Consider the following 12,451-nt stretch of genomic DNA (forward strand, 5'->3'; position numbering starts at 1 on the left):
GATAGTTCCGGTGCTCTAAAAATTCACAATGGATAAAACGTCAAAGCTCACTAGGCGGGATCAGCGCGGTCTGGTCGCTGAAACTGGCTGGGATGCCCGGCGCGCGCGGAGCTTTCCGCACCGTCAGCCACCGCAGTGTTTCTCGCATTGAGAGTGGATTTCGCTTTCCCCAGCTTGCCCTGGAACTGCCGGCGTCGGTGTTCCAGCTCGGTGGCGGTCATCCTGGTGCGCATCAACAGCGGAGCGCGCCAACAGTGGCATACCGCCAGGGCGAGTGCATCGGCGGCATCAGCTGGTTTCGGGGCTTCCGCCAGTCCGAGGATCCGGGTGATCATCACGGTCATCTGTTTCTTATCTGCGCGGCCGTTACCGGAGATGGCCTTCTTCACCTCACTGGGTGTGTACATGTGCACGGGAAGTCCACGCTCAGCGGCCGCCAGGATGAGCACGCCGACGGCATGGGCGGTGTTCATCACGGTGGAGACATTGCCTCGCTCGAAGATACGCTCAATGGCGATCACATCGGGGGTGTAATCATCCATCCACTCACCCACCGCCTGACTCAGCCGGAGGAGCCGATCGGCGAGTTCCGCATCGGAGGGGGTACGGACAACGCCCACGGACACCGGGTAGACGGTGCGGCCGGCACCAGCCTGCACCACGGACAGACCACAACGGGTCAGGCCGGGGTCAATGCCCATCACCCTCAGACCCTCATGATTCATGTGTGTACCTGTTCCCCAGTGGCGACCGGATCTCACCCTCACTGGCGTGTCCGTGGTGGATAACTATCACCTATTTTTAGCACACAATTGCGATCGCCCCGCCATCCACTGTGGTGAATGACGGGGCGATGGTGGGCGTGCTGGTTTCTAACTAGTCGTTTTCCAGCTCTGCGAGGACCTCATCGCTGAGATCGACGTTGGTGTAGACGTTCTGCACATCGTCGGACTCTTCAAGTGCATCCACGAGACGGAAGATCTTGCGTGCACCTTCCGCATCCAGTGGAACTTCGACGGAGGCACGGAAGTCGGAGTCCGAGTCCTCGACCTCAATGCCGGCGTCGGCAAGCGCTGCTTTGACGTCCTCCAGGTCGGTCGGTTCACAGGTGATCTCGAAGAGTTCGCCCAGGTCGTGGACCTCTTCCGCACCGGCTTCCAGGACGGCCATGAGCACATCATCCTCGGTCAGCTCGCCCTTTTGTACGTGGACGATGCCGGTGCGGGTGAACATGTAGGACACGGAACCGGTCTCACCCAGGTTGCCGCCATTCTTGGACATGGCGGTACGCACCTCGGTGGCTGCGCGGTTGCGGTTGTCAGTGAGGCACTCGATGAGGACTGCGACACCATTGGGACCGTAACCCTCGTACATGATGGGAACCCAGTCCGAGCCACCGGCCTCTTCACCGGATCCACGCTTGCGTGCACGTTCGATGTTGTCATTGGGCACGGAGGCTTTCTTGGCCTTTTTGATCATGTCATCGAGGGTCGGGTTGGCGGAAGGATCCCCGCCACCCATGCGTGCGGCAACCTCAATGTTTTTAACCAGCTTGGCAAACTCCTTGCCACGCTTGGCATCGTTCGCGGCCTTCTTATGCTTGGTAGTCGCCCATTTGGAGTGGCCAGCCATAAGCTCCCTTTCGTCATTCGTCCCCCCTTATCATTGTCCGCGGCAGGTGACGCACCCAGCTCAAACCCACACAAAGGTGAGGAGCGGGTGCCACGTTGAACAGTCACATCGGACAATGGGGGGTGGTAGTTGGAACCCCTTCGATTATACGCATCCGTCAAGGAGGCCGATGCGTATCCCCCACCGATACCTGTCAAGGTACCGGTTCCCGGTGTGGTGCTTGACGACGAAAAGCGTCTACTCCCCTTCTTCCCGCAGGGTCCTGGTCAGTCCCTCCTGATTGACAATGGCCACGAGATCCCCCTGCTGATTGAACAGTCGCCCGTGTGTCAACGCCCTGCCACCCGAGGCCGATGGTGACCGCTGATCATAGAGCAACCAGTCATCAGCACGGAACGGCCGGAGGAACCACATGGCGTGGTCCAGGGAGGCCATTTGCACCCGGGCGCCCGGATGTGGCGTCAGAGCTCCCGGCAGCAGGGTCATATCCGACATATAAGCAAGGGTGCACACATGGAAGGTCGGATCATCAGGCAGTTCCGCCTTCGAACGGAACCAGACGGCCTGTTCCGTCGCGGTATAGGGATTGTGCTCGAAGGCGTCTTGTGGCACGACGCGGATGTCCCAGTCAGACCATTCATCCAGCAGCCTGCGGGCATGGGCCGGCTTGACCTCCGGGGCGATATCATCCGGGCCGGGGATGTCACGCATGATGTCAGCGTGTTCGATGCCTTCCTCACCACGGATGTGGAAACTTGCCTGCATGCTGAAGATGACGTCGCCGTCCTGAATGGCCTTGACCATCCGGGAGCAGAAACTCCGACCGTCCCGGATCCGGTCAACGAGGAAGGTCGTGGGCCTGTCGGATTTCCCTCCCTTGAGAAAATATCCGTGGAGCGAATGCACAGCAAAGTCATCGCTGACGGTACGTGTGGCAGCCACCAGCGCCTGCGCCGCCACCTGTCCACCGAAGGTACGCGAGAGCGCGGACTTCACTACTGGGCCCCGGTAGATATCCCGGTCGATCTCCTCAAGTCCGAGGATGTACTCGATTGACTTCAACGTCTTCTTCACTTTCTATCGCTTCTGCTGACACCGTGATGAGATTACTCACAGACCCCTAGTATGCAAGATTGTCCGGGTGGTCGGTTACGGTTGATGCCATGTCGCCTAAAATTCTGCACCGTGCCGCAGCCTGGCTCGAAATGTTCACGTGGACTTTCCTCATCATCGGAATGATTCTCAAGTACAGCGGGACCACCGAGGCAGTGGTCCCCATCGCCGGCGGTGTCCACGGATTCGGTTTCCTCTGTTTCGTCGCCATGACCATCACGGTGTGGGTGAACAACCGGTGGACTTTCGCTCAGGGTATTGCCGGACTGGTGGTCTCGGTGATCCCCTGGGCCGCACTACCCTTCACCCTGTGGGCTGATAAGAAGGGCCTCCTGGATCAGGGGTGGCGCTTCACCACCCCGGAGGAGCAGCCCACGAACCTGGCGGACAAGATCCTGGCCCAGCTGGTGCGCCATCCGGTGCGGTCCATCCTCATCATCCTGGTCCTCATCGCCATCGTGTTCACCATTCTGATCACTGTGGGCCAGCCCTATGATCCCGATGCACTCGTGGATTCAGTGAACTAGCTCCAAAAATGAAGCGTGCCCTGCCGGATCATCATGGATCCCGCAGGGCAGTTCTATTTTTCTGTTTTACCAGCCGCGCTCGGACAGACGGTGGGACACGGGAAGGTCATCCACGTTGATGCCCACCATGGCCTCGCCCAGTCCACGGGAAACCCGGGCGATGGTGTCCGGATCAGTGTAGTTCTGGGTCGCCTCGACCACGGCGCGGGCGCGCTGCTCCGGGTTTCCTGACTTGAAGATGCCGGAACCGACGAACACGCCATCAGCTCCCAGCTGCATCATCATGGCGGCGTCTGCGGGGGTCGCAATGCCACCGGCGGTGAACAGCGGAACAGGCAACTTACCCTCGCGGGCCACGCTGACCACGAGCTCATAGGGAGCCTGCAGCTCCTTGGCGGCCACGAACAGTTCATCCTCAGCCATGGACTTCAGACGGTTGATCTCCGCGCGGATGGTGCGCATGTGGGTCACAGCGTTGGAGACATCTCCAGTGCCGGCCTCACCCTTGGAGCGAATCATGCAGGCACCCTCGTTGATGCGGCGCAGAGCCTCGCCCAGGTTGGTGGCACCACAGACGAAGGGCACCTCGAAAGCGAACTTGTCGATGTGGTTGGTGTAATCGGCGGGGGTCAGAACCTCAGACTCATCAATGAAATCAACACCGAGGGACTGAAGAACCTGTGCCTCCACGAAATGGCCGATGCGGGCCTTGGCCATCACGGGAATGCTGACGGCCTCGATGATGCCATCGATCATGTCAGGGTCGGACATGCGGGATACCCCACCCTGGGCACGGATATCAGCTGGGACGCGCTCAAGCGCCATGACCGCGGTGGCGCCGGAGGCCTCTGCGATACGTGCCTGCTCGGCATTGACGACATCCATGATCACGCCGCCCTTGAAACGGTCGGCGAAGCCGGCCTTCACACGTGGGTTGGCGTTGGTTGTTGGTGCGGACACGATGGTTCACAGCCTCCTGGGTTGATGAAGTTTTTAGATGCTAAACAAAACAATGGTAATCAATGCTGTGGCACATCCAACAAGCACCCCCCTGTTTAATTTCACACACATCTAAGTCACATCATTCAACGATGTCGGTGTCCACCAGTTCGAAATACTCAGGCAGGGGTGCCCGCCCGCCCAGACGTAGAGAGCGGATCAGGAACCGCGTGCGCAGATCACGGGTATCGGTCACTGCCTCGTTGTAGAAACGGTGTGCCAGCTCGACTCGGGCGGCCGCGTCGATCAGTGCCTCCGGTACCGGTGCCGGTTGCGAGATGATCACCTCGGAGATACGTCGTTCGGCCCGGGCCCGGTCCTCGAAACGTGAATAGATCAGCGGAATGGCCTCTGCACGACGCGCCGCATCCACGGCTCCCGGGATGAGGGCACCCACGAGTGCCGCACGGCGGTCCAGGGCCGCCCCCAGGGACTGGCGGGCGGAGTCCGTGCGGATGTGCAGGCGGTTGAGTCTTTGGGCGGTGCTGTATGCCCACAGCATCACGGCGGTCACCAGTACCGCGATGAGCAGATACAGGGCTGTCACCATCGCAGCCCCACCCTGTCCCCGCCCGCCACGGTCTCATAGACCGCCAGGATCCGTGCCGCCACTGTTGACCAGTCGTAGTGGCGTGCGCGCCGCACGCCAGCGTCAATGAGTGCGTGGCGGGCGGCCGGGGCGTCGATAAGCATGTGTAGTTTTTCAGCCAGGTCGCGATCTGAACCGGTCCTGAACAACAGGCCGGCGGGGGCGGAGGATTCCGAGTCCGTGACCAGAGAAAAAGCCTCCAGATCGCTGGCCACCACGGCGCAGCCCGCGGCCATGGCCTCCACGAGAACGATGCCGAAGCTCTCGCCCCCGGTGTTGGGAGCCACGTAGATGTCGGCCCGGCCGAGAATCTCTGCCTTTTCCCGGTCGCTGACACGTCCGACAAAGTTGATTCCGGGGATGTCCCGCTTCGTGCCGCCACCGATGACGGTGCACCGGATATCCCGGTCAAGGCGCGCCAGGGCGCGCAGGAGAATATCCAACCCCTTGCGGGATTCATCGAGTCGCCCCAGGAAAACGATCTCCACCGGATCACCACCGGGTTGGCGCGCGGCAGCGAATACCGAGGTGTCCACCCCGTTGGGGATCAGTACCGGATCACCGCCCATCTGCTCAACCTGCCAGCGTCGGGCCATTTCCGAGACAGCGATACCCGCGCGGATCTTCTCTAATTGAGGTTTGAGAAACGGAAGCGCCGCATGCAGGATCTTCGACCCGCTACTTGAGGCGTGATACGTGGCCACGATCGGCCCCTCCGCCAGATAGAGAGCGGCCATGGAGAAACTCGGGGAATTCGGCTCGTGAATATGGAGAATATCGAAATCACCGTCCCGGATGAACCGGCGCACAATACTAAACATCCGTGGGCCGAAGCTGAGCCTGGCCACAGAGCCGTTGTAGGGGATCGGGAAACTACGGCCACCCCGGACCACAAAGTCCGGCAAGTTTGTGCCTGCGCTGGAGGGCCCCAACACCTGCACCACATGACCCTGGCTGATCAGGGCCCGCGCCAGGTCAAGGATGTGCGCTTGAACACCGCCTGGTTCATCGAAAGAATAGGGACAGACGATTCCGATCCGCATGGCTACCCCTCCCGCCCCGGGGCGTTGGGGCCACGGTCCGGATCAAGGTCACTGAACCAGAGCGGCTGCAGCATATGCCAGTCCGCCGGGTGAGCCGCGATATTCGCAGCGAAGAGATCAGCTATCCGCTGGACGGTGTCGGGGAGATTGTCCACCTCCACCTCATCGGAGACACTCAGCCCCCACCCGGGACCGTCGAACCAGGAATGCACCACATGCAGGGACGCGCCGGTATCCAGGGCAAGGCGTGCGGGGCCCGCGGGCATGGAAGTCTCCTCGCCGAAGAACTGCGTACGCACACCGGTCTGGCGCAGGTCGCGCTCCCCCATCAGACACACCACACCGCCGCGCATGAGAACCTGCTTGAGGCGATCATAGGGAGGAGCCTCACCACCGGTCAGTGGAATCACGTCAAAACCGAGGGATTCACGGAACTCCACGAAGGCGTTGAACAGAGCCTCCGGTTCCAACCGTTCCGCCACGGTGGTGAACCCACCGTTATGCCCCACCAGGAAAGTTCCGGCCATGTCCCAGTTACCGGTATGCGGCAGCGTGAGAATAACTCCGCGCCCACTGCGGATCGCCCTGTCAAGCTGATCCTGCCCCACCAGGCCCGCCTTCAATACTGCCTGCAGTCCGGGATCCCGGGCTATCGACGGCAGACGAAACGCCTCCAACCAATAACGGGCATAACTCCGAGTGGCATCACGGACCAGTTGATCGGTGACATTGTCGTCGCCGACCACGCGGGCCAGATTGGCGCGCAGCTGCGACATGCCGCTGCCCTTCCCACTGGCCAGGTCCGCACCTGCGTTGAACAGCCACCTTGCCACCGGGAGCGGAAGGAGGCGGACCACACGCCAGCCCATGAGATATCCCAGCGCCGACAGGTTCTCCCCACGTCGCTGTTGTCCGCCACTGCGGGTCAGATCACGGAGTATCTCACGGATGCTCATCGGGGAACGGTCCTCTCAGTGGGGTGGGCGGGGTTCAAGGTGGGTGGGAGATCAGTGCTGGCTCTCCGGGGCTGCGCCGGTGGTGTCGGTGTCAGCGGTGTCAGCGGTGCTGTCATCATAATCAGCCCTGGCACCTTCGGGGGCCTTGATCCTCTCGGATGCCAAGGGGGATCGGCCTGCGATGATGAGACGCTGCAGGATCGTGACAACACTGCCCACGGCCAGCACCCACAACGCAACATCGATGGCATAGGGCACTCCGAAACCGGTCAGACCGAGCCCGACCAGGCTGATGATCAGCCGCTCCGGCCGTTCGATCATCCCACCATTCATGGTGAATCCCGAGGCTTCTCCCCTGGCCTTGACATAGGAGATGATCTGGGAGGACACAAGACACGCCAACGATGCCACTACCAGAGATTTCGGTGCGTCATAGGTATAGACCAACCACCAGGTGATGGCGGCGAATAACGCTCCATCGGTGATGCGGTCACAACTGGCATCCAGGGTCGCACCGAACCGGGTCCCGCCCCCCTGCATCCTGGCCACGGTGCCGTCGATCATGTCGAAGGCAGCGAACAATCCGGTGAGGATCGCCGCCCACACAAGGTGACCTGAAGGGATCAGAATAACCGCCACGAGGATGGTCAGTGTCGCGCTCACCACGGTCAACTGGTTCGGGGTGACCCCCATCCTGATCATGAGCCTGGCAACAGGATCAATCACCACCGAGACAGGTTTCCGCCCGTGGACACTAAGCATCAGCGCACCTCCGAGCCGGCCACGGTCGTGATCGCGGAGGTCAGACTCGGATCGGTGACACCGGGTGCATCATCCAGTTCACCCCATGCGCTGGCCAGCAACGCGCGGGTCTGGCGGAGCGTCTGGGGCAACACCTTGGTGCCGTCGATGACCGTCATGAAATTAGCATCCCCGGACCATCTGGGCACGATGTGGACGTGCAGATGATCTCCCACCGAACCACCCGATGCCTTACCCAGGTTCAATCCGACATTGACTGCGTGCGGGTTGGACACCATCTTGAGGACCCTGATGCCCGTCTGGACGAAGAGCATCAGCTCCGCGGATTCCTCCGGAGTCAGATCCTCAAGATTGCGTTCCTTGCGGAACGGGACCACCATCATATGGCCAGCGTTGTAGGGATACAGGTTGAGAACGCAGTACACCGTCTCACCCCGGGCGACGATCAGTCCATCCTCGTCCGACATTTTCGGGACCTCGAGGAACGGATCACGTTTCGCCGCATCAGACTCGCCCTTTGCATCATCACTGCTGCGTGGACGGGTCTTGATGTAGTTCATGCGGTAGGGGGCCCAGATGCGTTCCAGTCGATCCGGGTTGCCTACTCCCCGGTCCATGTAGACCTCGCGGTCGCGGGGTTGGTCCGGGTTGACTGCTCCGGCTGACTCATTGGCGCCGGGCTCATCAACCGCCCCAACCGCTTCAGGCTGCGGTTCACCTGCGGGCAGCAATGGTTTCCTCGCTCGGCTGGCTGTTATTGCGCTCGGTGATCCAGTTGGCGATCAGTTCCACTGCCTCGTCGACAGGGACCCCGTTGACCTGGGTTCCGTCCAGGAAACGGAAGCTCACTGCATCAGCCTCCACGTCACGGCCGCCGGCGAGCAGCATGAACGGGATCTTGCCGGTGGTGTGATTGCGGATCTTCTTCTGCATCCGGTCATCGGAGGTGTCCACCACGGCACGGAAACCACGGTCACGCAGCTTGCCGGTGATCTTCTCCAGGTGTGGGGTGAAGTCCTCAGCGACGGGGATGCCCACCACCTGGGTCGGAGCGAGCCACGCCGGGAAAGCACCGGCGTAGTGCTCAAGCAGCACGCCGAAGAAGCGCTCGATGGATCCGAAGAGTGCACGGTGAATCATGATCGGACGCTGCTTGGAACCATCGGTGGAGGTGTACTCCAGCTCGAAACGCTCCGGCAGGTTGAAGTCCAGCTGCACGGTGGACATCTGCCAGGTGCGGCCGATGGCATCCTTGGCTTGAACGGAGATCTTCGGTCCGTAGAAGGCTGCACCCTCCGGGTCCGGGACCAGATCCAGTCCGGAATTGGTTGCCACACGCTGCAGAATCTCGGTGGAGCGATCCCAGACATCATCATCACCGACGTACTTCTTCGGATCCTTGGTGGAGAGCTCCAGATAGAAGTCCTCCAGTCCGTAATCCTTCAGCAGGGAGATGATGAACTCCAGAACCGTGGTCAGCTCTTCCTCAAGCTGATCCTCGGTGCAGTAGATGTGGGCATCATCCTGGGTGAAACCTCGTGCCCGGGTCAGACCATGAACCACACCGGACTTCTCATAGCGGTAGACGGTTCCGAACTCGAACAGACGCAGCGGCAGCTCACGGTAGGAGCGACCACGGGAATCAAAGATCAGGTTATGCATCGGGCAGTTCATGGGCTTGAGGTAATAATCCTGGCCCGGTTTGGTCTCATTGCCCTCGGCATCATATTCCGCATCCAGCTGCAGAGGAGGGAACATACCCTCCTTGTAGAAGCCCAGGTGACCGGACTTCTCAAAGAGGTCTGCCTTGGTGGCGTGCGGGGTGTTCACGAAGGAATAACCGGCCGCCACGTGGCGGCGACGGGAATGCTCCTCCATCTCCATCCGGATGATCGCACCGTTGGGGTGGAACACCGGCAGGCCGGAACCGATCTCATCCGGGAAGGAGAACAGATCCAGTTCATTACCCAGGCGACGGTGATCACGCTTCTCCGCCTCCGCCATCATGGTCTGGTACTCGTCCAGCTTCTCCTTGGATTCCCAGGCGGTGCCGTAGATACGCTGCAGACCGGCGTTGGCCTGGTCACCACGCCAGTAGGCGGCAGAGGAACGGGTCAGGGCGAATGCCGGGATGTACCGGGTGGTTGGAATGTGTGGACCACGGCACAGGTCAGACCACTCGACCTCGTTGGTACGGGGGTTCACATTGTCATAGGCGGTCAGTTCACCAGCGCCCACCTCGGTGGCCTCATCAGAATCCGGGTCAACGTTGCCCTTGTCCTGGATCAGTTCCAGCTTGTAGGGCTCATTGGCCAGTTCTTCAGCTGCTGCTTCGACAGAATCATAAACACGGCGCTCAAATTTCTGACCGGTCTTGATGATCTTCTTCATCCGCTTCTCAATGGTCTTGAGATCTTCCGGCGTGAAGGGTTCCGCGACATCGAAGTCATAGTAGAAACCATTGTCAACGGCAGGACCGATGCCCAGCTTGGTGCCCGGGAACTCAGCCTGGACCGCCTGTGCGAGCACATGGGCGCAGGAGTGACGGATGACGGCGCGACCATCCTCACTGTTGGCGGGTACTGCTGTGAACCGCGCAGTCTCCTCCGGCACATGGGACAGATCTTTCAACTGTCCTTCGGCATCTTTTGCACAGACAATGGCGTCATCGCCTTTGTTAGGCAGTTCGAGCTCCCGCATGGCCTGGCCGATGGCGGTGCCTGCTGGGACGTCGAATTCCACCGGGGGGTGGATGTTAACGGAGGTGTTCACGAAAATTGCGCTCCTTCGTGCGCTCATGTGAACCAGCGGCATACCTGGCCGCCGGGCCACTAATGTCAAGGTGCGCAGCTGTTTCCATGGTGGTCATCCACCCCTGGTCACGCACACATGCCCGCGTGGCGCCCCCTGATGGGGCGCATGGGCGGGCACGTGGCGGCGACCAGGTGGTCAGCTGTCGTGGAACATCCTACCCCGTTGATCTATTGCTGAAGCAGTCCGGCACCCCAGAAATCATCACTTGTGGGATCTGACGGGTCGGTGCCGGGCGGCATGAAGAAAACAGCGGATCCGATATGGGTGATCCACTGGTTGAGACGATCTGCTTCATCCAGGCGTTGTTGAATGGGCGTGAACTGCAGATCCGGGTTCTTCTGGAAGCAGATGAACACCAGGCCGGCATTGGAGAGCTCCTCGGAGGTGGGGTCCGGTTCCAGGTCGTAGTTGTACACCCGGCGCAGGATCACCTGCTCCGGATGCCCCTCGGCGGGCCTCGAACGAGCCATGTGACTGACCGGATCGATCACCGGCAGCCCGAAACGGTCGGTGGCTGAATAATCAGGCTCATCAAACTCATCCGTGCCGGTCAGGGGTGCACCCGTGTCCAGGGTGCGGCCCACCGACACCTCTCGCGAGGTCCGGTCCAGAATCTCCCAGGTATCCAGGTTCATGGCGATCCGACGTACCACCATGACGGAGCCGTCCCGTGCCCACTCCGGCCCCTCATCAATCCAGGCGGCCTGCGTGATGTCCTCATCGGTCCGGGGGTTGACCGTACCGTCCTTCTGTCCGAAGAGGTTGCGCGGTGTTTCTTCTTTACCCAGCACCCCGTTGGTATTGAGGAACCCACTCTGGAACCAGCGTGTGCTCACATAATCCACACCGGATCGGATCATGTGACGGGTGGCGTGACTCAAGGTGACCATGTCATCGGAGCAGACCTGAAGCACCAGATCCGCCTCGCCCCATCTCTCATCCAGCTGATCACGTTCGAACGCCGGAATCGGATGGAGCCAGTCGGGCCGTTGATCTGCGATACCTGCGATATCAAACAGACGGGAACCGAAACCACACGTGATGGTCAGGTTGGCAGGGTTGACCACCATTTCCGGTTCAAGGCTACCCAGCGGAGTCTGACCGGCACACAGAGCTCGGGCATCCTCGGTCCACAACCTCATCAGTCGGATGATCCCATCTCGATCCACCCCTGGGCGGACCGTGAATGCGACAAGATTCAACCCAGACTGAAGTGGTGTGGAAATGCCGGCCTGGTGCGTGCCGTCAAACGGCACGGTCTGGGTGGCCAGGCGGTTGAGCTCGACGCTTGTCGACGCCACACCCTCACCGGATGCACACGCCGCCAGAGCCGAACCTCCGGCCAGGACACCGGCACCAGTCAGGAAACCCCTACGGGTGACCATGAACAATCCTTCTCTCTACTGGTTTCTACTGGTGGGCGGAGTCGTCGACCCCGTCGTGGCCCATCAGTTCGCCGTCCTCACCGTAGCTTTCATCACCGGCCGCGACGGTACGCACAGGGACCGGATCCAACTCGATCTCAGTTCCATCATCGAGGATCAATGTGACGTCAACGGTGTCGCCCGCCTCAATCGGCGCCGCCAATCCCATGAGCATCAGGTGGTCCTGCCCCGGTGCCAGTTCGTGACTTTCCCCGGCAGGAATGAGCAGGCCGCCCTCCTTCTCACGCATGACGCCATCCACCACCTCATGGATCTCATAGGCAGCGGCATCAATGGAAGCCTCGAATCCAGCGAGGGTGATCTCCTCATCGGTGGTGTTGGTGAGGGTGCCAAAAACAGCTGTCATCGGGCTGCCCTCGACAGATGCCCGGACATAGGCACCGGTCACAGCGAGCGTGGCATCATCGCCATTGCTGGCTATCTGCGTTGCTGAGGTCTCAGTACCATCTTCGGTGTCGGTTACGGAGTCATTCTCATTCGCCGGCGAACACGCTGCGAGTGTGAGCGCGCCCACCAGGAGCATGCTGCCTGCAAAAGAATTCTTGACGTTGAACTTCATGGGGTTCTACTC

The 12,451-nt window shown here is 60.7% G+C and carries 13 protein-coding genes; 1 reads left to right on the forward strand and 12 read right to left on the reverse strand.

The annotated features are described in order from the left end of the window. Positions 1-50: 50 nt before the first annotated feature. The 3 genes from ruvC to CFAEC_RS07830 all read right to left on the reverse strand — a co-directional run bounded on the left by ruvC (position 51) and on the right by CFAEC_RS07830 (position 2,694). Positions 51-725 (reverse strand): crossover junction endodeoxyribonuclease RuvC, encoded by a 675-nt coding sequence (gene ruvC / locus CFAEC_RS07820; RefSeq protein WP_290275708.1) that lies wholly within the window; start codon positions 723-725, stop codon positions 51-53. Between the two features lie 151 nt (positions 726-876). Further along, positions 877-1,632: a YebC/PmpR family DNA-binding transcriptional regulator gene (locus CFAEC_RS07825; protein WP_290275710.1), complete on the reverse strand. Its 756-nt coding sequence runs from the start codon at positions 1,630-1,632 to the stop codon at positions 877-879. Between the two features lie 237 nt (positions 1,633-1,869). Continuing rightward, the gene (locus tag CFAEC_RS07830; RefSeq protein ID WP_290279842.1) at positions 1,870-2,694 is read right to left on the reverse strand and encodes an acyl-CoA thioesterase; all 825 of its coding nucleotides are present in this window, start codon (positions 2,692-2,694) and stop codon (positions 1,870-1,872) included. A gap of 101 nt (positions 2,695-2,795) precedes the next feature. Here CFAEC_RS07830 and CFAEC_RS07835 point away from each other — a divergent pair, with 101 nt between their 5' ends. Beyond that, entirely contained in the window at positions 2,796-3,272 is a 477-nt protein-coding gene (locus CFAEC_RS07835; RefSeq protein ID WP_290275712.1) for a DUF3817 domain-containing protein, read from the forward strand. 66 nt (positions 3,273-3,338) lie between these two features. Here the strand turns inward: CFAEC_RS07835 and pdxS are convergent, their stop codons facing one another. From pdxS to CFAEC_RS07880, 9 genes are all read right to left on the reverse strand, one after another. Next, the gene (gene pdxS / locus CFAEC_RS07840; RefSeq protein ID WP_290275714.1) at positions 3,339-4,232 is read right to left on the reverse strand and encodes a pyridoxal 5'-phosphate synthase lyase subunit PdxS; all 894 of its coding nucleotides are present in this window, start codon (positions 4,230-4,232) and stop codon (positions 3,339-3,341) included. Between the two features lie 121 nt (positions 4,233-4,353). Continuing rightward, the gene (locus CFAEC_RS07845; RefSeq protein WP_290275716.1) at positions 4,354-4,821 is read right to left on the reverse strand and encodes a hypothetical protein; all 468 of its coding nucleotides are present in this window, start codon (positions 4,819-4,821) and stop codon (positions 4,354-4,356) included. Further along, positions 4,815-5,903 (reverse strand): glycosyltransferase family 4 protein, encoded by a 1,089-nt coding sequence (locus CFAEC_RS07850; protein WP_290275718.1) that lies wholly within the window; start codon positions 5,901-5,903, stop codon positions 4,815-4,817. Before CFAEC_RS07850 ends, CFAEC_RS07845 begins: the two co-directional genes overlap by 7 nt. 2 nt (positions 5,904-5,905) lie before the next feature. Beyond that, positions 5,906-6,859, reverse strand: a complete 954-nt coding sequence (locus tag CFAEC_RS07855) for a phosphatidylinositol mannoside acyltransferase (protein ID WP_290275720.1) — start codon at positions 6,857-6,859, stop codon at positions 5,906-5,908. Positions 6,860-6,910: 51 nt separating this feature from the next. Continuing rightward, on the reverse strand, positions 6,911-7,621 hold the full coding sequence (gene pgsA / locus CFAEC_RS07860; RefSeq protein WP_290275722.1) for a phosphatidylinositol phosphate synthase: 711 nt from the start codon (positions 7,619-7,621) through the stop codon (positions 6,911-6,913). Continuing rightward, a complete protein-coding gene (locus tag CFAEC_RS07865) occupies positions 7,621-8,238 on the reverse strand; it encodes an ATP adenylyltransferase (RefSeq protein WP_290279843.1) in 618 nt (205 codons plus the stop codon). The genes pgsA and CFAEC_RS07865 overlap by 1 nt, the downstream gene beginning before the upstream one ends. Positions 8,239-8,335: 97 nt before the next feature. Beyond that, the gene (gene thrS, locus CFAEC_RS07870; protein WP_435384218.1) at positions 8,336-10,420 is read right to left on the reverse strand and encodes a threonine--tRNA ligase; all 2,085 of its coding nucleotides are present in this window, start codon (positions 10,418-10,420) and stop codon (positions 8,336-8,338) included. A 182-nt stretch (positions 10,421-10,602) separates the two neighbouring features. Beyond that, positions 10,603-11,820 (reverse strand): Dyp-type peroxidase, encoded by a 1,218-nt coding sequence (locus CFAEC_RS07875; RefSeq protein WP_290275727.1) that lies wholly within the window; start codon positions 11,818-11,820, stop codon positions 10,603-10,605. A gap of 25 nt (positions 11,821-11,845) precedes the next feature. Next, the gene (locus CFAEC_RS07880) at positions 11,846-12,439 is read right to left on the reverse strand and encodes a copper chaperone PCu(A)C (RefSeq protein ID WP_290275729.1); all 594 of its coding nucleotides are present in this window, start codon (positions 12,437-12,439) and stop codon (positions 11,846-11,848) included. Positions 12,440-12,451: the final 12 nt, after the last annotated feature.

It is taken from the genome of Corynebacterium faecale, from assembly GCF_030408735.1.
Lineage (GTDB): Bacteria > Actinomycetota > Actinomycetes > Mycobacteriales > Mycobacteriaceae > Corynebacterium > Corynebacterium faecale.

Bases quoted from the DNA above. Each gene is read 5' to 3' on its own strand.
- ruvC (WP_290275708.1), bottom strand. From the start codon at position 725: ATGAATCATGAGGGTCTGAGGGTGATGGGCATTGACCCCGGCCTGACC.
- CFAEC_RS07825 (WP_290275710.1), bottom strand. From the start codon at position 1,632: ATGGCTGGCCACTCCAAATGGGCGACTACCAAGCATAAGAAGGCCGCG.
- CFAEC_RS07835 (WP_290275712.1), top strand. From the start codon at position 2,796: ATGTCGCCTAAAATTCTGCACCGTGCCGCAGCCTGGCTCGAAATGTTC.
- CFAEC_RS07845 (WP_290275716.1), bottom strand. From the start codon at position 4,821: ATGGTGACAGCCCTGTATCTGCTCATCGCGGTACTGGTGACCGCCGTG.
- CFAEC_RS07850 (WP_290275718.1), bottom strand. From the start codon at position 5,903: ATGCGGATCGGAATCGTCTGTCCCTATTCTTTCGATGAACCAGGCGGT.
- CFAEC_RS07855 (WP_290275720.1), bottom strand. From the start codon at position 6,859: ATGAGCATCCGTGAGATACTCCGTGATCTGACCCGCAGTGGCGGACAA.
- pgsA (WP_290275722.1), bottom strand. From the start codon at position 7,621: ATGCTTAGTGTCCACGGGCGGAAACCTGTCTCGGTGGTGATTGATCCT.
- CFAEC_RS07865 (WP_290279843.1), bottom strand. From the start codon at position 8,238: ATGGACCGGGGAGTAGGCAACCCGGATCGACTGGAACGCATCTGGGCC.
- thrS (WP_435384218.1), bottom strand. From the start codon at position 10,420: ATGAGCGCACGAAGGAGCGCAATTTTCGTGAACACCTCCGTTAACATC.
- CFAEC_RS07875 (WP_290275727.1), bottom strand. From the start codon at position 11,820: ATGGTCACCCGTAGGGGTTTCCTGACTGGTGCCGGTGTCCTGGCCGGA.
- CFAEC_RS07880 (WP_290275729.1), bottom strand. From the start codon at position 12,439: ATGAAGTTCAACGTCAAGAATTCTTTTGCAGGCAGCATGCTCCTGGTG.